This is a genomic window from Parabacteroides caeci (assembly GCF_023656795.1).
In the GTDB taxonomy this organism is placed as follows: Bacteria; Bacteroidota; Bacteroidia; order Bacteroidales; family Tannerellaceae; genus Parabacteroides; species Parabacteroides segnis.
On record NZ_JAMOKT010000029.1, the window covers coordinates 32,869 to 53,888 of the forward strand.

Genomic DNA, 21,020 nt, shown 5'->3' on the forward strand with positions numbered 1-21,020 from the left:
AGTATGAAAAAGATATTATTTGCTTGTATCATTACATGTTCTACATTCCTTTTCTCTTGCGAACCGCGTATTGAAATGGATATGAGCCAATGGGGTGACCATGCTTACATTGATAATGTAGAAATAATAAAGTTGGAAACAGACGATGAGGTTAAATTGCAGGAATATTATCAGAACGAAACCCCGTTGGCTGTCACTGGAGTCCGCAATATCACGATTTCCAATGGAACGGCCGTTATTGATTCTGTTGATTTCGTGGCGAAGGTGAAGTTAAAAGCTGGTGAAGATTTGAAATATGCTGGATTCCGCATTTATCACAAAGGAACTTTAGTCGAACCTATCAACGGTACACCTAAAGCTGGTATCGTAACAGATCTGTCAGCCAAAGAGTTTACTTATCGTATCTCTTCTGCAGACGGTTCGAAACATGATTGGAAAATAGTTATTGAGTAACTCGATTGGTTATAGTGCAGTAACTCGATTGATTACTTCCCCTTAATTAATCGAGTTACCGCTCCTTAACGAACCTCGTTATAGGGCTGTAACGAGGTTCGTTACAAAATACACATCAAACATTCAATTAAACATCGTTTTATTATGAACAAATGTTCCTTTATAACCACTTCCCTTCTCCTTGCCGGAAGTATAAGCATGGAAGCACAACAAAAACAACCCAATATCGTCCTTTTTTTAGTAGATGACATGGGATGGCAAGATACTTCGCTGCCTTTTTGGAAAGAACAAACCGAATTGAACCGCCGTTACCATACTCCTAATATGGAACGGCTGGCTAAACAAGGAATGAAGTTTACCTCGGCTTATGCTTGCAGTGTAAGTTCCCCTTCGCGGGTGAGTTTATTCACAGGTATGAATGCTGCCCGACATAGAGTAACTAATTGGACACTTTATAAGAATCAGGAGGTAGACAGTAAACATCATTTGTTGGGTTATCCGGATTGGAATGTAAATGGTCTTTCTCCAGTTAAAGAAACAGAAAGAACTTGTTATGCTTTATCACTTGCACAAGCATTAAAAGATGGTGGATACTATACCATTCATTGCGGAAAAGCTCATTTCGGGGCCATCGGTACACCTGCGGAGAATCCGCTTGCCATCGGATTTGATGTGAATATCGCCGGACATGCCTGCGGAGGTCCCGGTTCTTATCTCGCTGAAGAAAATTATGGGAACAAACTGGTTGATGGCAAGAAAAGCGTGTGGGGAGTTCCCGGCCTTGAAAAATATCATGGAACCGATGTTTTCTTGACAGAAGCTCTTACGCGTGAAGCTATCGATCAGTTGGATAAACGGGAACAGGAAAAACCATTTTTCCTGTACATGTCACACTATGCAGTGCATGTTCCGGTTGCAAAAGATAAACGTTTCTACCAGAAATACTTAGATCTGGGTCTTGATGAAAAAGAAGCTGCCTACGCAGCATTGGTGGAAGGTATGGATAAAAGTTTAGGTGATTTGATGGATTATTTGGAAAAGAATAATTTGGACGAAAATACCATCATTCTTTTTATGTCAGACAACGGAGGATTGAGTGCGACTAACGCCTTGGGAGGGAAATTACATACCCATAATCGCCCGCTCAACAGTGGCAAAGGTTCGGCCTATGAGGGGGGTATCCGTGAACCGATGATTGTTTCATGGCCGGGAGTTGTCAAACCTGGGACATGTTGCGACGATTATCTGATCATAGAAGACTTTTATCCTACTTTGTTGGAAATGGCACAACTTAAAACTCCCGATGTCCCGCAAACGATAGACGGAAGAAGTTTTGTTCCTTTGCTCACAAGAAAAGGGCCTAACCCTAGTATAGGTAGATCGCTTTATTGGAATTTTCCAAATAATTGGGGACCAACAGGACCAGGTATCGGGGCTACTTGTACCATACGTAAAGGCGACTGGAAACTGATTTATTATTATGAAGATGCTCGGAAAGAGCTGTTCAATATTAGGAAAGATATCGGTGAAAAATATAATTTGGCCGGACAAGAACCTGAATTGGTTGAAACGTTATCCAAAGAGTTAGGTACTTATTTACGCGAAGTGAATGCACAACGGCCTTATTTTAAAGAAACCGGACGAGAAGCTCTTTGGCCAGATGAAACGGTTAAAGCAGAAGTAACGCTATCTGACAAAACAACTCCTGTCAGCGAAGATAACATCTTCCGCGATCCTGATTATTATAACTGGTGCAGTTCTATTATAAAAGGGGACGATGGAAAGTATCATCTGTTTTATTCTCGTTGGGAACGTTCGAAAACATTTAATGCTTGGTTGACACATTCTAAAGTAGCCCATGCGATAGCCGACCGCCCGGAAGGACCTTACAAATATGTGAATACGGTTATCGATCTGGATAAAAAGCAATACAAAGCCGGAGATATGATAACCGCCCACAACCCTAAAATTAAATATTTTAATGGGAAATATTATCTCTATTTTTGTAGTACAAAAATGGAACGTGATGTAACAGACAAAGAAATGACAGAAACAGCCCGGACAGGATACTCTCATCCGAATTGGAAACCTTTACGTGTCAATCAACGTACATTCGTCGCTTCAGCTTCTTCTTTAAATGGAAAATGGATCATAAACAAAGAACCATTGTTGGAACCAAACGGTCCCATCGAAACGTTAGTTGTAAATCCGGCTATCACTCAAGGCCCTGATAAGCGTTATTATCTTATTATCAAAGGAGATAAGCCTGGTTCTACTAAATTTGAACGTAACCAGGCTGTTGCTGTCTCTGATTATCCGGACCGTGATTTTAAGATACAGCCAGAACCTGTTATCCAAGATTGGGATACCGAAGATGTGTCTATGTGGTACGACCAGTTTTCTGCACGTTTTTATGCCATTTTTCATGCGCACACTTATATAGGAATGATGACATCAATCAATGGAGTAAATTGGCAAAAGGCCATCGATTTTACAGTCATGAACAAACGTATCGCCCAAACCGGAGGAAATCCGGATATCCTTCCCGATAGGATGGAACGTCCTTTTGTTTTCAACGAAAATAACAAGCCTATAGCTTTATCGCTTGCCGTAAAAAAAGATAACGATGCTTATATAGTGATAGTTCCTTTAAAACAATAAAAACAAATTCATCTCTACCATGAAAAGAAAATATCTGATATTAACTATTTTAGCTTCTATGCTAAACATCTCGGCTTTTGCCCAATCAACCGACGACCTCAACCTGTCGGCCATGATACAACCTGCCGACCCAGCGTTGTTCGTGCATGATTCCACGTACTATAACTGGTGTAATTCTATCATCAAAGACGATGACGGAACTTACCATCTGTTCTATTCACGATGGCCTAAATCCATCGGTTTTTACTCTTGGTTGACACACTCTGAAATAGCACATGCTACAGCTTCCAAACCGGAGGGACCTTACAGAATGGGCAAAACCGTCCTGAAAGCCCGAAAAGGATATTGGGATAGTGTCACGGCCCATAATGTAAAAGTAAAGAAATTCGACGATAATTATTATATGTATTATACTTCCACCAATACCGGTAAAGAAAAGTTGTCGGAAAACGATCTGGTCGAAGCTGCTAAAACAGGATATTCACACAAATACTGGCCTTTGTTGCGTTCTAATCAACGGACTGGTGTCGCTATGGCACAATCGCTGGAAGGGCCTTGGGAAAGAATGGACAAACCTATGATAGAACCTCACGGTCCTATCGGAACCGTAACGGTCAATCCCGCAATATGTCGGGGAGAAGATAGTAAGTATTACCTGATTATTAAAGGTGACGATGTAAAATCCAGTAAACCTCGTTTAATACAGGCGATAGGAACTTCCGATAGTCCTACCGGTCCATTCCGATTGGAAGATAAACCGGCTTTTGCCGATATACCCACCGAAGATGTATCCATGTGGTACGACAAAAACAGGAAACGCTATTATGCCATTTTTCATGCGCATGGAGGTAATTTTATCGGATTGATAACTTCTGAAGACGGTGTCAACTGGCAAAAAGCTAAACATTACGAGGTCTGTAAAAAAGAAGTCCCGTTGAAAGATGGTACAGTCATGAAAGTGGACCGGATGGAACGTCCTTTTGTGTATGTGGAAAACGGAGTACCGACGTTGCTTAGTTTCGGTGTCAAGAAAGGAAATGATGCATTTATCGTATTCTTTAAATTAACGGAGCCAAAAGAGAAACAGAAGGTTTTGGCTGACCGATGGGAGTTTCGAGGGATAGCCATTGACGAACCCGGTTACCACGTATGGGGCTCATCGCCCATTAAAGGTGAAGACGGTAAGATACATCTGTTTGCTACCCGTTGGAAAATAGAGCACAAGTTCGATCCCGGGTGGCGTTCGCATAGCGAAATAGCTCATTACATAGCCGATAAACCGGAAGGTCCTTTTCGCTTTTTGAATGTCGTGCTTACCGGGACAGGGAAAAAAACTTGGGATAAATGCGGCATACATAACCCGGCCATCCATAAAGTGGGAGACAAATATGCTTTACTCTACATTTCTAACGATAATTACAAACAACCGCCTCATCCTAAAAATCAAAAGATAGGCATGTTGATAGCTGATAACTTGAACGGTCCGTGGAAGAAGGTTGGAAAAGATGGTTGTATCCTTTCTCCCTCTTCTAACCCGGATCATTGGACTAATAATGCCGGTAACGGTGTTGTCAATCCCGCCCTGCTGGTACACCCCAAAGGGGGATACTTGCTTTACTTCAAATCGAATAAAGCTAAAATGGGGGTCGCTTTTGCTGAACATATCGAAGGTCCCTATGTGATGTATCCCGAACCTGTCACCCGTAACAATTTAGCCATAGAAGACGGATATGCCTTTATCTGGAAAGACAAGATCTGTTTACTGACTACCGACAACCATGGTATACTGAATGAAGGAGGAGGTATCTTGTGGAGTTCGGATGACGGCATTACTTTTGACAGAAAAGAAGCCGGTTTTTATCCGTTCGAATATTATGTAGGGAAAGACCGATTGAAAAATGCGAAAGGTATTTATGGAAAAATGCCTAAATTTGAACGCCCGCAGGCGTTAATGGAAAATGGAGAACCTGCCTGGTTGTATGTCCCTTCCGGCTTCAACATGAATGGAGATGATCATACAATTGTACATGTGTTGAAATTGAAATAATTATGTTTATGAAAAATATCATTTGTATCTTTTTTTTAAATATCTTTTTGGGAATATCACTAAAAGCTCAAAATGAAATTCAACGGACTTATGAGCGGCATTGGGAACAAGGGTATGAAAAAATAAGGATTATTTCATACAATGTGTTTAATGGTTTTGATTGGAAAAAAGACAAAGACCGTCAGAACCGTTTTGTGGAATGGATCAGAAAACAAGATCCTGAGATATTAGCATTACAGGAATTGTGTGGCTTTACTCAAGAAAGTTTATTGGTAATGGCACAACAATGGGGACACCCTTATGCTGTTATATTGAAGGAGGATGGTTATCCGGTCGGGATTACTTCAAAAAAACCGATAAATCTTAAAGCAAAATTGCTAGAAAACTGTGGACATGGTTTATTGCATGTGGAAACTTATGGATATGATATTTTGGTTACTCATTTGAATCCGGGAGATACAGATAAACGTCGTGCAGAAGCTGGGTTTATTGTTCAATATATAAAAGAAAAGGCATTAGATAAATGCTTTTTGATGGGAGATATGAATGCACATTCTCCATTTGATGCAGATTATATGGAAGCGAATGCTATTGAGTTGTTAATGAAATACGGAGGAAAACAAAGTCATAATTTATTGGATGGAAATTTTGATTATTCTGTTATTTCAAGACTTTTGTCATTGCCATTCATTGATGTTTGCCGACGTTATGTTCCCGAAGATAAGCGAACAACATTTCCAACTGCTATATTGATGTATTTGTCTCGACATCAAGAAGTCCGAAAACGAGTAGGTGAACGGTTAGATTTTATACTTGCAACGCCTTTGATTGCCAAAGAGGTGACAGATGCGTTTATTTATAATGAAGAAGATACGGATTATTTGTCGGATCATTATCCGGTAGGTATAGATCTGATGTATAAAAGATAAACAAGATAAAATATGAAGAAAATTTGCACAAGATTGATGTTTTCGATGATGGGAGTTTCCCCTTTGATGGCTCAGGAGAAGCCTAATATCATCTTCTTTCTGGTAGATGATATGGGATGGCAGGAGACCTCTGTCGCCTTCCATACGGAAAGAACTTGGTTGAACAACCATTACAATACGCCCAATATGGAGCGTCTGGAGTTGCAGGGAGTAAAGTTTACCCAAGCGTATGCTTGTCCTCTGTCTTCACCTAGCCGCATAAGTTTGATGACCGGGCAGAATGCTGCCCGGCATAAAGTGACGAACTGGACATTGTTTAAGGATAAATCTCCCGACCGGCATACAAAGAATGAAGAGGTGGCCGTTTCGGAATGGAACGTAAACGGCATGTCCATGGAACCCGGCGTTAAACATACTTTATATGTGCGTGAAACACTGCCTTCCGTCTTAAAAAAGGCAGGTTATAAAACGATACATGTCGGGAAAGCCCATTGGGGGGCTATCGGGACACCGGGCGAAGAACCGTTGAACCTGGGATTCGATGTCAATATAGCAGGGCATGCAGCCGGAGGACCGGGCAGTTATCACGGGATGCGTAACTTCAGTGCCGCTTTCCGGAATGGGGGAGCTGAATGGAATGTGCCGGGACTGGAGAAGTATCACGGGAAAGATATCAATCTCACCGAAGCACTGACTTTGGAGGCTACCCGTGAAATGGAAAAGGCGGTAGATGAGAAAAAGCCGTTTTATCTTTATATGTCCCACTATGCTATTCATGCCCCGTGGGAAGAAGACAGCCGTTTTCTGGATAAATACAAGCAGATGGGTTTGACGGATTTCGAAGCTATTTATGCCTCTATGTTGGAAAGCATGGATAAGTCTTTGGGCGACCTGATGCAACATGTCCGCCGTTTGGGGATTGAAGACAATACGATAATCATATTTATGTCGGACAACGGGCAACCGCGCCAAGCTAAAAAATATCCCCCGCTCAGGGGACATAAGATAACGCCTTACGAAGGCGGTATCCGTGTGCCGATGTTGCTAAAGGTACCGGGTATGACGAAGGCGGGGTCGGTTTGTGACGCTCCGGTTATCATAGAAGATATTTATCCCACTATTTTATCTTTGGCTTCGGCAACGGAGTTGGCAGAGAATATGAAAACGGTAGACGGTCGTGATATCTCTCCTTTATTGAAAGGGAAGAAGTCTATGGACAAGAACCGGTCTTTCTTTTGGCATTATCCGCATATTTATGACATAAACGACCCGTATAGTGTCATCCGTAAAGGGAATTGGAAACTGATCTGGCATTATGCCGACCAACGGGCGGAGTTATTTAACCTGAAAGAGGATATAGGTGAAATGACCGATCTGATAGAAAAGGAACCGGCGAAAGCGGAGGCTTTGCGGAAAGAGTTGCGTGAATACCTGCAATCGGTGAATGCCTCCATCCCCTTGTCGAAGTCAACAAATGAACCTTTGGAGTTGCCTTGATTTTTATTGGATTTGTGTTACTAAAATAGATTAATCAAAGAAATGAAAAAAATCGGATTATTGTTCCTGCTGTTTGCCCTATTAATACCGGTGGGCGGGCAGGCAAAGAAAGAGAAAACAGTCCTTCCGTTGCCGACCCCGGCTCAGTTGGTATGGCAAGATGCGGAACTTGTGGCTGTTTTCCATTACGACCTGCATGTGTTTGACGGAGTTAGATATAATCAGGCTTACAACCGTATCACCCCGATTCCGGATATAAATATATTCAACCCGGAACAGTTGGATACGGATCAGTGGATTCGTTCGGTAAAGGCAATGGGTGCAAAGATTGCCATTCTTACGGCAACCCATGAAACCGGTTTTGCCCTTTACCAGTCGGATGTGAACCCGTATTGCATGAAAGCTTTGAAGTGGAAGGACGGCAAGGGGGATATTGTACGTGATTTCGTCAATTCTTGCCGGAAATATGGCGTTCGGCCGGGTATCTATATCGGTATCCGTTGGAACTCTTTTTTGGGGGTACATGATTTCATGATGCCTAAAGATGGGACTAAATTTCAGGAAAACCGGCAGGCCTTCTATAATAAAATGTGTGAAGGTATGACGGAAGAGTTGATGTCGCGTTATGGTGACTTGGCTATCGTTTGGTACGACGGTGGCGGTCATGGCCCAGAGTTGGGAGGTGCGGATATTCTGCCGATCGTAGAGAAATACCAGAAGAATATAATCTTCTATCACAACAGCCAGCGTGCAGATATCCGCTGGGGAGGTTCCGAATCGGGAATGGTTTCTTATCCTTGCTGGGGAACATTTCCATTTCCTTATTCTCATTCCAAAAGCCAGGATATAATCTTCAAGGATAATTTTAAGTTGTTGAAAACAGGTGATCCGGAAGGTAAATACTATATGCCTGCCATGTCGGATGCCCCGTTGAGAGGTTATAACGGACGGCATGAGTGGTTTTGGGAACCGGGAGACGACGCGCATGTCTTTCCGTTGGAGCATCTGATGAAGATGTACAATGGGTCGGTTGGTCGTAATTCGACATTGATTCTGGGAGTAACACCGGATGACAGGGGATTGCTTCCGGATGTGGATGTGGCTCGCCTGAAAGAGTTTGGTGAAGAAATACAACGTCGTTTCGGGAATCCCGTAGCCACAACCCAAGGAGAAGGGAAACGTTTGCAGTTGAAATTGCCTGCAACGACAAAGATCAATACCATTGTCCTTGCAGAAGACATCCGCCAAGGCGAACGTGTCCGTAGCTATAAGGTGGAAGGAAAAGTGAACGGGAAATGGAAAACATTGGCTACGGGAAGTTGTATCGGACATAAACGGATCGAAGAGATAGAGCCCGTAGAGGTTTCTGCTCTCAGGTTACAAATCGGAGAGTCGTTGGATCTTCCTGTCATTGCCGGTTTTTCCGTTTATTCATACTAACGTCTTATTTTGAAAAATATAATAAATGTCATGAAAAACAATTTATTCGTTTTGTGTTGTACAGGTGCCGGGCTTCTGTCGGCATCTGTTATGCAAGCCAAAGAGAAACCTCGTAATGTCTTGTTTATTCTTGTAGACGATTACGGTTGGAATGATACCTCCTGTGGGGGCAGTCGGTTTTACGAAACCCCGAATATCGACCGGATTGCCCGGCAGGGAGTGATGTTTACCCAGGGCTATGCTGCCTGCCAGGTGTCCAGCCCGTCACGTGCCAGTATCATGACCGGTAAATCGCCAGCCCGCCACGGTATCACCAACTGGATCGGAGAAGCTTCGGGAGAGGCATGGCGTAAAATGGGCCGCCATTCCAAACTGCTTCCGGCTGAGTATGCCTGGAAAATGTCCCAGGAAGAACAGACATTGCCGGAAACATTAAAACAACATGGTTATAAAACCTTTATGGCAGGTAAGTGGCATATCGGAGGAGAAGGATCTACTCCGGAAGATCATGGCTTTGAAATCAATATAGGTGGTTTCGAAGCCGGTAGCCCTGTCGGCGGTTACTTCTCTCCTTATAAGAATCCTAAATTGCCGGATGGCCCGAAAGGTGAAAATCTTTCCATGAGGTTGGCACAAGAGACTTCTAAATTTATAGGAGAACAAACGAAGAAAAACAAAAAGCAGCCTTTCTTCGCTTATTTGTCTTTTTATGCCGTGCACGGTCCTATCCAGACCACGGAAGAAAACTGGAATTACTTTCGGAATAAAGCCGACTCGATGGGGATAGCTCCGGAAGGTTTTAAGGTAGACCGCACATTACCGGTTCGGCAGAGACAGGATAATCCGATTTATGCCGGTTTGATCAAACAGATGGATGACGCGGTAGGCGTGGTATTGGATAAACTGGAAGAATTGGGACTGATGGAAAATACATTGATTATTTTCACAGGTGATAATGGAGGTGTATCTTCCGGTGATAATTATTCGACATCGTGTTTGCCGTTGCGTGGTGGAAAAGGCCGTCAATGGGAAGGGGGCTTGCGTGTTCCGTTTATTATCCAAGATCCGGACTGTCCGCTTCACGGAACAACGACCGATGTTCCTGTTATCGGTACAGACTTTTATCCAACTATCCTTGAGTATGCCGGTTTGCCGTTATTGCCGGAGCAACATGTTGATGGGCGGAGTCTGATACCTGTATTGGAAGGTTCAGAACTTCCATCGAGGGCACTGTATTGGCATTATCCTCATTACGGGAACCAAGGTGGTGAACCCTCTTCCGTAATTCGTGACGGCGATTGGAAACTGATTCATTATTATGAAGACGGGAGAAACGAACTGTATAATCTGAAGATAGATGAAACGGAATCGGAACCGTTGAATGCCCAATATCCGGATAAAGTGGAGTTTTTGAGTCAGAAGTTATCCGTATGGCTGACAGAAGCCGGAGCCAAATATCCGACACCTGACTCTCAATATGATCCGGTCAAAGAAGCCGCTTATAAAAAGAGAGTGCAGACCGATAACTTGTTGAGATTGGAAAAAGAACGCAAGCAGCAACTTTCTCCGGGCTTTGAACCGAATAAGACATGGTGGGATAGTAAAGTAATTGATTAATATGAGAGTTATGAGAAGGTTCGTTTTATTCTTTTTGTCTGTTTGGGTAGTGGTCTTGTCTCTTTCCGCCCAAGAGGTAGATGTTTTTTTAATCGGTGGGCAGTCGAATGCAACGGGGCAAGGATACGTCAGGAATATTCCGGCTATTTTTAAGGTGGATACAACGGTTTGGTTTTATTATTCCCGTTTTCTCAATCAGGGGGAAGGCGGTGGACAGTGGACGGCTTTGTGCCAGGCATCTGAAACAAGAGATAAGTTCGGGGTGGAGCTGAGTCTGGGTACAAAGTTGCAATCATTATATCCCGAACGTCGTATCGCATTGATAAAACATGCTTTGTCCGGCTCTAATCTGTATAAACAATGGAATCCGGGTAACCGTCCGGGGGATGTTCGGGGAGAGGAATATGTAAAGTTTGTCGAGACTGTAAAGAATGCACTTGTTGATCTGAAGAAGCAAGGATATCGTCCCATTATCAGGGCGATGGTCTGGCAACAGGGAGAAGCGGATGCCCGTGATATCGCCGGTATGGATCAATCCCGCCGGTATGGTCCGAATCTGAAGAATTTTATAGAACAAGTACGGAAAGAGTTTGGCTGTGAGGATATGTTGTTTGTTTATGGGACGGTTATGCCTTTGGCTGCTCCGCGTTTTACCGGTCGTGAGTTAGTGAAAGAGGCCCAGGCTGCAATAGACGAAGGTTCCGGCTCTGAACTGTCGATAAAGAATGCCTTGCTAATTCCTGCTGATGACTTACAAATGAGGTGTAACGATTATAAAACACCGATGCCCAAAGATGATGTACATTTAGGAACCTATGGTATTCTGACATTGGGTGAACGGTTTGCAGATGCTATTTATCAAAAGTTAAAATAAGAAGCAAAAAAAAATACAGGGGAGAATAGAATATATCTACCCTGTATTTTTGCATTGGTTAATATTTGATTTTATAATGGTTGAGATTTAAAGTATGCCTATTGGTACGGAGCTATTGGTTGTCCAATAATTTTTATCCGATAATTCTTTTAAAAGTATCTCCATTGAATAGGAGTTTATTTCGAGAGTATCCTTTTTTACCGTATTATTTCCCCAGATAAGCAGATGAGGATTATCGGATGTCTTCCCGATATTGATGAATTGATTACCGGTAATCTTATTTCGTTTTGGTAAGCTGTCGTTAGGAATGTAATCTTTCAGGTACGGATAGGCGGTAGAATAAGGTTCCTTTTGATAATTAACTTCTTTCAGTCGTTTTTCAAATAGTCCGTCATGGGTAATCAATGATTTACCCCAATTCTGTAACCGATTGTCAACGTGAATCCCGATTTGTCCGTTGATGAAAAGATTGTTTTTATAAGTATTATCGGATCCACCTCCTATCAGGGCTGCATATTTTCCAGCCAGGTAGAAAATATTATTTTCCACAGTTAATCCACCGGCTCCGTCATCGTGATAGACAGCACAGGTACTATAAGTGTCGGGGATATTGGCAAACAGGTTGTTTCGTATTATTGTCCCGCATTCGGAAGGATTACGACCATAATAAAAAGCACCTTGATCTTCTACTTCCAGACAAACATCGTGAATGTAATTATTTTCAATCAAATGGTTATTTCCATGCATCAGGATTGCCATACTCGGTGAATCATACATTTCACAATGTACGATTTGGTTTCCGACTCCTGTTATATGTACTGCAGGACGGTAAGATTTTGCAATACGGTTATTAGTATGAAAAAGACAATTGCTTACAATGTTGTTTCCGGCTTGCAATGTTTTCCTGTCACCTCCTCCCATAGATACTCCGCCAGCTCCCAGATTATAAAAAATGCAATGGTCTATTCGGTTGTTATGTCCACCTTGTCGGTTAAAAGTCTGATTGGTGTAAAGATGTTGTTGCAAGCTTCCGGCAGTGCCGCGTATTGGTTTCCCGTTACCTTCATGTAAATACTCTTTGAACGGACTGATTCCGTTTCCGATAATTACACCTAAATCTCCTGAGTTTCTGAAAGTACAGCCACTGATACAAACATTTTCTGTTTCGCAAAGAGAAAGGATTGTGCTCCTTGAATATTCAAAAGTAATATTCTTTATCTGTATGTTTTCGGCTTTCCAGATGTCAAAGAACGGTTCTTCCAAAATACTTAAATGTAATGAACCGATTTCAGAATCCGGTGAGATGAAATAAAGTTTTCCAGTAGTTCGTTCAAGAAAATACTCGCCTGGTTCATCTGTCTCCTCCTTTATATTAAAAGCAAACCATTTATTCCAGGGATAACCGGAGTAGAATCCGTATAAAGTAGGTCCGTCGGTGGAGATTGTCTTTTTTTCTTTATCCAGGCAGGCGATTCTCAATGCATCGTCGGCATATCCATATTTGAAATAACCACTAATCCACATATCGTCGGTAAACTCCCAGGATGATATTCGTAGGGAGTCATATTCCATAATTGCACCACGATTGCTGAAATCATTATTACGAGGAATGGCGCCTTCATCGATAATTTTGCCCATTCGGATCATTCCTTTGTTAGGCCATCTGGAGAGGTACATGGGTTTATTGTTTACAAATAATTCTCCCCACGAGTTGAAAAATGGTCTAGAAAAGCCGGTATTTTTAATTTTACCGTAGTCATGGATACCTGCTTTTTTTAAATCGATAACTTGTACTTCATTGTTTCCAATCCTGGATTGTCGGATAAGATTTACCGGTATCGGTTTTCCTCCCGAAAAAATAACACTTTCTTCTGGATAGGCCGTAATTACCAGGTTCGATAAGGAATCCTTTATCGAAAAAATATGTGCCTTTGCGGAAAATAATTTTAATTTGTTGCGTTCCGTCTTTTTCGCGTATTTTATGGACTGCGTTTAAGGCTGATTCAACGTCCCGAAAAGGAGACTCAATACTTCCGTTGGCATTGGATGTTGTTTTTGTTGACTGATCTACATATAAGATAGTTTCTTGTCGGCAAGAAAAGAGCAAGATCAACAAACAGCTTATAACTGAAAACATTTTAAGATTCATATTCATTACTTTTTTACGTTTTTATGCAAAAGTAATTTACTTTACCTGAAATGAGTAGTAAATTCTCGGTTGAACAGTAGTACAAATTTGTCTTATCCGTGTTTTTTATTGTGTTTATATTATTTTTGCAGCAATATCAAAAGGAGAAAGGGTATATCATTATGTTACAAAAGATACATCTGAAATTTGTAATTTGTTGTTTGTTCTTATTGTCGGACTGTTTACACGGGATTGCTTCTAACGGTGATTCTCGTCGGTTGATTTATAATCAGCAGGATGGATTGGCTTCGAATACAGTTGATTTTATCGGACAGGATGGCGAGGGATATCTTTATTTCTGTACGAATAGAGGTTTATCTATTTTTGATGGAAATATTTTTTCTAATTATAATACACAGAATACTCCAGGATTTTCTAATAATCTTACTGTCATTGTCGAACTGGACAACTATCATTTATTAATAGGTTCGCGCGATAAAGGGCTCTTTCTTTTCAATAAGTATAAAAGTAGTATTCGTTCTGTTAAAGGAAGTTGTGCTCAGATACAAAGTGTTAACACTATCCTGAAAACAGGGAAAGGGGAGATTTGGTTTGGAGGGGATGATGGTGCTTTATGGTATGTGGAAGATTATAGGACATTGCTGACTGATTCTGATGAAATTACATTTCATCGGGTCACTTATTCTTTTCCCTCGATTAATGCTTTAGCGGAAATAGATGATATATTATTTGTTGCAACTCAATCGAATCAGATGGTAACTGTACATCGCACTGAGGAAACCGTTGTTGTCGAAAAAACAGCAATGCTATTCAGTGCAGAATCCTCCCATTCTTTTCTTTTAAGAAATGGAAAAGAACTTTGGGTCGGGACAAACTCCGGAATTGTAGTTTTCCGAAAAAAAGGAAAACGTTGGGTGGGTGATCCGTTGTTTGCTGAAGAAATAGGTCTTGTCCGTTCTATGGAAATTTGTAGCGACAAAGTTTATATAGGCACGGAGGGAAATGGTCTCTTCGAGGTAGATTTCAATACGTTGTCTTATGCTCGGGTAGAGCAAACGAAATTACCTATTTCGGGAATAAATCAGAATTATGTTATTTCACTTAAAACGGATCATTCCGGTAATTTATGGGTTGGCACATGGTTGGGAGGAGTTGTTCGTTTTATGTTTACTTCTCCTCTTTTTTGCCAATTTCAAAATAAGGAAAATGTATCCAATTTATTTTCCAATGTGGTATGGACTGTTTGTAAAGATAAGTATCGGTCCGGTTTTTTTCTAGGAACGCATGGTAGCGGTCTTTGTTATTATGATATGCGGGAGATGACATTCCAAACGGTCGATCTTTCTTTTCGTTCCGTATGGACTTTATATACAGATTCAATAACTCCTTTTTTATATGTCGGTACATGGGGAGAAGGTCTTCGGTTGTATGATATGGAAACGCGTAAATATATGTCTGTTTTTCCTTCTGAGATAGAACATGAACGTATATATTCCATTTCCCGTTATAACGAACATGAATTATTTATAGGTACCAGTGCGAGTGGTGTCTGGTTATATAATGAAGATAGAAAGCAGGTTCGTTCTCTGGTATTTCCCGGTGATTCCCTATTACAATTGAATGTTCGTTGCATTCAAAAGGATAAAGAGGGTAAGGGGTATTGGATGGCTACGTTTAATGCCGGTTTGTTTCATTTTGATTTAGATCGGTCCGGATTTATTACAGATATGGAGCATTTCTCTTTTATTGGTGAAGAGCCCGTACAAGCGACTGCTTTATTTCAGGATGATAAACGTGTCTGGATTTGTATGACGAATGGATTGGCTTATTTGGAGAAAGAAAATCCGGAACGTAAAATTAAGCGTATCAGCCAACTAGACGGTTATTTTCTATCAGGCATAGTGGAAAGTTCGGATGGTAATTTTTGGATTTGTTCTCATGAAGGACTTTTATTTTTCAATCCGTTGAAACTTTATGTCAGTCGATATTTGACGGAATTTATTCATTATGGGATATATTCCGATAATACGGGGGGATTATTAGTTGGAACATCCGGAGGACTTTTTTCTTTTGATCCGGCTAAAGTAGAGGAAAGTCAGGGAGAAGGAAGAGCGTTGATCCGCTCTTTACAAATGAACGGACAGACTGTCGTTCCTGATGATCCGGAAGGGGAAGTACAGATAAACAAAGCGATTAATTATGCAGATACGTTGATATTACCTCCCGGTAATGTTAATATCGGTTTTTTGTTTTCTGCCTTTTCTCCTCATGTTTATGGAGAGCATGTTTTATTTTATCGTATGGAAGGGTTGGAAGATTATTGGAATAAAACCGATTTAAATACATTTTCCGCAATGTATGGAAATTTACCTTCCGGGAAATATACATTACATGTCAGATTAAATGACCCAGATAATTTTTCAGGAGAAAAAGAATTGGTTATCATTAAAAAAGAATTCTGGTGGAATACGATTTATGCGAGAGTTATTTATTGTGTATTGTTCTTATCAGTAGTAATTTGTCTTATATTTTATTTCCGTAAAAGGTATAAGTCGCGTTATCTTAGGAGATTACAGGATGTAGAGCAGCAAAAGGAAGAGGAAGTATATTTACAAAAGATTCGTTTCTTTACCAATATATCTCATGATTTGAAGACCCCTTTAACATTGTTGCTTACTCCGTTGAGCGATTTGTTAAAGCATCCAGAAATGCCTCATATATTCTTTCCCAGATTGCAATCAATGTATATGAACGGTGATTTGTTGCTAAAAAAGATCAATAAAATACTGAACTATCGGGATACGGAAGGAGAAGATACAGTACTCTCTGTTGAGGAGTATTCCGTACATCAGCTTCTTTATGAGATTATTGCTCCGTTTAAGGAGTATGCAGAACGGCAAGGTCTTTCTTTTTGTATTCATTCTCTTATTGAAAATAAAGAAACTTCAACTATATATACCGACAGGAATAAGTTAGAGTCTATTCTGGAAAATTTGATTTCGAATGCTGTTAAATACACACCTGAAGGAGGGAATGTGACTGTCAGTTATTCAATAGATAACAATAAACTGGAATTGGTTGTGGCTGATACGGGAGTAGGGATACAGGCAGCTGCTTTACCACATATATTTGATCGGTATTATCGTATTGCACCGGATAATCGGGGAACTGGAATTGGATTATTTTTGGTAAAACATTATGTGAATTTATTGGAGGGAGATATTTCAGTAATTAGTGAGTCGGGGAAAGGTAGTACTTTCCGTCTTTCTTTACCTGTTGTTGTTAATGATATGGGGAATAGTGCACAAGAGGGTGAAGACGATACTTTGCAGGAAAAGGAGAATATTATGCGTATATTGGTCGTAGATGATAATAAAGAGATGAGAGATTATTTGCGGCAGCTCTTTTCTCCTTTCTATCAGGTGTTGGAAGCCTCGGACGGAAAACATGCTATGGAGATTGTCAGGATGGAACTACCGGATATTATTTTATCGGATTTGATGATGTCGGAGATAGACGGACTTGTCTTATGCCGGAATATAAAAGGGGATATGTTGACATCTCACATACCTTTTATTATTCTTTCTGCGAAAAATACCGTCGAAACCCGTTTGGAATGTTGGGATGCCGGAGTCGATTTATTTGAAGAGAAACCTTTTAACAGTCAGTTGTTATTGACGAAAGTGGCGAATTTGTTACGTAGCAGGAAGCTTTTAAAATATAAATATCAGATAGCGGTTCCGGTTTCTGTATTGCATGATGAAAAGAGAGGAGGCACTGAGTCCTTGGAAGATCGTTTTTTGAAAGAGGTTAATGCTGCGATAGATAAACATAAAGATAAACCGGATTTGTCTGTTCGTGAACTTGGAGAAGAATTACATATGCGACATGACCAGTTATACAGAAAATTGAAAACGCTTACCAGCCTTTCTGTAAATCAATATATACGTACTTATCGATTAAATTGTGCAGCAGCCATGTTGAGGAGTAAAAAATATATGGTGACGGAAGTCCTTTATAGTGTAGGCTTCAACAATCCTTCTTATTTTACCAAATGCTTTAAGAAGGAATTCGGAGTATTACCTTCAGAGTATGTCGCTCAAATGGAGGATAAAGACGATTCTGTGTTATGAATAGTCGGAGTTTGTGTTATCTGCTTTTGGATTTGTAGCAGTCGGTTCGGTTCTTCAGTATTACTTTTGGGATAGAATTTAAATCTATTAGTATGATAAACAAAAGTATTTACTGTAGAATCGTGTTGGTGATTTTTTTATACTGGGGAGGAAAGGTAGCCTATGCCCAAGAAAATCAGGCGGAGAAAGACTTTTATACAGTTATTGCAGAACATGGGCAACAGATTCTTTCCGGGAGACCAATGGATACCATTTTGCCACAGGCTTTACCTGCCGATAAATTCTTGACTTGGGCAGGTAATAACTCGTGTCGTTTTTCGGCAGGAAATAAAATTATGACTTCAGGAGATTTAGAGAAATCGCTTGAAAAGTTGAGAAACCGGTATCGCCCTTTTTTGCAGGATTTGACTCCTGCTTTTCAGGATGAACGATTACGGCTTTCGGTCGATAGTATGCAGTTTCGTTATGAACAACCGGAAGATTGTGCTGATTTTAATCGACTTCTTGAAGGTAGAGGAAATTGGGAAAATGTAATGATCCCTTATTATCATGGCCCGCAGGGGATTTCTACTGCCTGGTACAGGGTCGAAGTGGATATTCCTGCTGATTTTTTTTCAAAACCAGTTCTAATGTTGCATTTCAATGGATCGGATTATTACACGGATGCATATGTTAACGGGCATCATGTCGGTTTCCATGAAGGAATGTTGGATGAATTTGAATTCAATATCAGAAAATATACGCGTCCGGGGAAAAATATTTTTTTAGTGAAGATTAGAAATGATTATTCCATGTTGGGAGGAGAGGGAAATCCGCGTTATTGGGGAAATAAATTGGCTGCCAGTAACAGTCCCGGTTGGGATGATCCTTCTTCTGGATGGACCTGTTGTCCAGCTGGTTCTGGAATATATCAGGATTTTTATATTGAAGCACGGAGCGAACCTTATATTGCAGATGTATTTTGCCGCCCTTTATTGGAGCAATCCGCTGTAGAATTATGGGTGGAAGTTGATTTGGATAATGGAGAAAAAGCTGACGACTTTCTGCTGGAATATAGCTTGTATGGACAGAATTTTGAATATTGTGTGGTTGAAAAACAAACGAAAGAAGTCCGGGTAGAAGGAGGACGGATTCTTAATCGTACTTTGATTCCTATTCCCAAAGATTTGTTGCGTTTATGGGAGCCAAACTCTCCCTGGCTATATCAGGCGCGGGTTTCCTTATATGATAAAAGGGGGCGTATTTTGTTGGATAACAGGAAACAACAGTTTGGGATGCGTGAGTTTCTTATAGCGGGAAATAGTTCTCCTAAAGGGAGGATGTATTTGAATGGGCAGGAAATACGGCTTCGCGGAACAAATACAATGGGGTTTTTGCAACAAGATGTTATGCGACATGATTGGGAACGATTGGTTGACGATTTGTTACTGGCTAAATTGACAAATATGAATTTTATCCGTACCACCCAGCGTATTGTACAGAAAGAGGTGTATGAATATGCTGACCGTTTAGGTATGATGATGCAAGCGGACCTACCTTTATTCGCTTATATTAACCAGAAACAATATACGGAAATATTAAAGCAGGCAGGTAACATAGAACGTGTATTGCGTAATCATCCATCTGTAATTTTGATGAGTTATCTAAATGAACCGATGGCGGAAGTAAAAGCTCATGCGATCAGTCGATATGCTTATGAACGCTTATTTGATGCGCTGGATATTGTCGTTCATAATGAAAATCCCGATCGGGCTGTGAAATATGTTGATGGAGATTATCAGGCTCCCAGCAATGGTTATCCGGATAATCATTGTTATAACATCTGGTATGACGGACACGGTATAGAATTACCCGATATGTGCCGAGGTGCCTGGATGCCGGTAAGTAAAGATTGGATGTATGGTTGTGGGGAGTTTGGTGCAGAAGGGCTTGATCCGGTAGACTTGATGAAGCGGAAATATCCGGTTGAATGGCTAAAAACCGAGCCTGATGGTTCATGGAGTCCCGTATATATGCGAAGCAAACATTCTGGAGAACAGACGTTCAAGATGCATTGGAATTGGTTTGAGACTCAAAAAACGATGGAGGGTTGGGTGAAAGAAAGCCAGCAACATCAGGAATGGGGAATACGAAAAGTCGTTCGTGCTTTCCGGCGTATGCCCCGAATGAATTCATTTGCAGTACATCTTTTTATTGATGCTTGGCCAAATGGCTGGATGAAAGCTATTATGGATTGTGAGCGTACCCCTAAACCTGCATGGTTTGTTTATCGGGATGCTTTGACCCCTTTATCAGTACAGATAGAATCGGAACGCAATGCCTTTTTTAGTGGAGAGAAACACCCTTTTCAAGTTTGGATTTGCAATGATACGCAAACAACTCCCGAATCGATATTGAAATATACGCTCGAATTAAATGGAAAAATGATTAATTCCGGTTGTGCTCCGGCTGTAGTTCCGCCAGTAAAAGAAGGTAGTTGTTTTCAAGGATTTCTGCCGGTAGTAATGCCTGAAGTGAATCGGCGTTCTTCATTGGTTGTCCGTGTAGGGCTTTTTGACAAACAAGGGAAGATGCTTCATGATGAAAAGATGGATTGTACTGTTTTCCCTTCTGTGAAGCCTAAAAACAGGACACGTGTATATCAGATTGGAGAAAGCAAAAATGCGGAAGCTATTATTCATTCTTTTGGCATAAAGGATGTGGTGAAAAAAGGAAAGATACACTCGGATGATATCGTTATCGTGGCTGATAGTCTATTATTTGTTTCAAAGAAAGAAGAGGTTGAAGAAGCGGTAAAAGCGGGATCATACGTGTTAGTATTAAAAGAGGCTGTTCCGGTGATAAACAAACTTATGAATGGAGTTTGTGTTGATTCTTCGGATAAGGACAGTTGGATTGTTTTTCGTAACGAACGTCATCGTTGGCTTACAGGAAGCTGTTCAACAGATTTGAAATATACTTATTCTTCTGTGCAAAAAGCTCCGGAACGGCATAGATTCCGTTTGTTTTCAGCTAACGATTTTACACCGGTACTAACGTATCGTGATCAGATGGTTATGGGAGAGAAAAAAGAAGGAAAGGGTAGTTGGATAATCTGTTCTTTAACATTGGATGGAAAATTAGATACGACTCCTGTACTTACGCAAATGATCGGACGTGTTTTGGAAAAGAATTGAGGACTAGGATGATATGAAGTGTTTGGTGAATTTGTGTTACAGGT

General features: G+C 40.8%; 11 protein-coding genes and 1 pseudogene. 10 read left to right on the forward strand and 2 right to left on the reverse strand.

What is annotated here, in order from left to right; all coding sequences use genetic code 11:
- The first annotated feature begins 3 nt into the window (after positions 1-3).
- From NBH15_RS15250 to NBH15_RS15285, 8 genes and pseudogenes are all read left to right on the forward strand, one after another.
- Positions 4-453, forward strand: coding sequence for a DUF5018-related domain-containing protein (locus tag NBH15_RS15250; protein WP_128134118.1), 450 nt, complete (start codon positions 4-6; stop codon positions 451-453).
- A 144-nt stretch (positions 454-597) separates the two neighbouring features.
- Positions 598-2,118, forward strand: a pseudogene (locus NBH15_RS15255) (sulfatase); the annotation flags it as partial.
- A 1,015-nt stretch (positions 2,119-3,133) separates the two neighbouring features.
- The gene (locus tag NBH15_RS15260; protein ID WP_122326703.1) at positions 3,134-5,161 is read left to right on the forward strand and encodes a glycoside hydrolase family protein; all 2,028 of its coding nucleotides are present in this window, start codon (positions 3,134-3,136) and stop codon (positions 5,159-5,161) included.
- An 8-nt stretch (positions 5,162-5,169) separates the two neighbouring features.
- Positions 5,170-6,090 carry an endonuclease/exonuclease/phosphatase family protein gene (locus NBH15_RS15265; protein WP_158579654.1) on the forward strand — a complete coding sequence of 307 codons (921 nt, stop codon included), beginning with the start codon at positions 5,170-5,172 and terminating at the stop codon, positions 6,088-6,090.
- A 12-nt stretch (positions 6,091-6,102) separates the two neighbouring features.
- Positions 6,103-7,587, forward strand: coding sequence for a sulfatase (locus tag NBH15_RS15270; RefSeq protein ID WP_250822995.1), 1,485 nt, complete (start codon positions 6,103-6,105; stop codon positions 7,585-7,587).
- Between the two features lie 42 nt (positions 7,588-7,629).
- On the forward strand, positions 7,630-9,027 hold the full coding sequence (locus tag NBH15_RS15275; RefSeq protein ID WP_250822996.1) for an alpha-L-fucosidase: 1,398 nt from the start codon (positions 7,630-7,632) through the stop codon (positions 9,025-9,027).
- Positions 9,028-9,057: 30 nt separating this feature from the next.
- The gene (locus NBH15_RS15280) at positions 9,058-10,644 is read left to right on the forward strand and encodes a sulfatase (protein ID WP_250822997.1); all 1,587 of its coding nucleotides are present in this window, start codon (positions 9,058-9,060) and stop codon (positions 10,642-10,644) included.
- 10 nt (positions 10,645-10,654) lie between these two features.
- Entirely contained in the window at positions 10,655-11,518 is an 864-nt protein-coding gene (locus tag NBH15_RS15285) for a sialate O-acetylesterase (RefSeq protein WP_250822998.1), read from the forward strand.
- Positions 11,519-11,605: 87 nt separating this feature from the next.
- On the opposite strand, the gene NBH15_RS15290 is transcribed toward NBH15_RS15285, so the two are convergent.
- Complete coding sequence (locus NBH15_RS15290) at positions 11,606-13,156, reverse strand: right-handed parallel beta-helix repeat-containing protein (protein WP_250822999.1); 1,551 nt, start codon at positions 13,154-13,156, stop codon at positions 11,606-11,608.
- A 157-nt stretch (positions 13,157-13,313) separates the two neighbouring features.
- Positions 13,314-13,673 carry a hypothetical protein gene (locus NBH15_RS15295; protein ID WP_250823000.1) on the reverse strand — a complete coding sequence of 120 codons (360 nt, stop codon included), beginning with the start codon at positions 13,671-13,673 and terminating at the stop codon, positions 13,314-13,316.
- Positions 13,674-13,828: 155 nt separating this feature from the next.
- On the opposite strand from NBH15_RS15295, the gene NBH15_RS15300 reads away from it, so the two are divergent.
- Together NBH15_RS15300 and NBH15_RS15305 are read left to right on the forward strand one after the other, a co-directional pair.
- A complete protein-coding gene (locus tag NBH15_RS15300) occupies positions 13,829-17,800 on the forward strand; it encodes an ATP-binding protein (RefSeq protein ID WP_250823001.1) in 3,972 nt (1,323 codons plus the stop codon).
- Positions 17,801-17,892: 92 nt separating this feature from the next.
- Entirely contained in the window at positions 17,893-20,976 is a 3,084-nt protein-coding gene (locus tag NBH15_RS15305; RefSeq protein WP_250823002.1) for a glycoside hydrolase family 2 protein, read from the forward strand.
- Positions 20,977-21,020 lie beyond the last annotated feature (44 nt).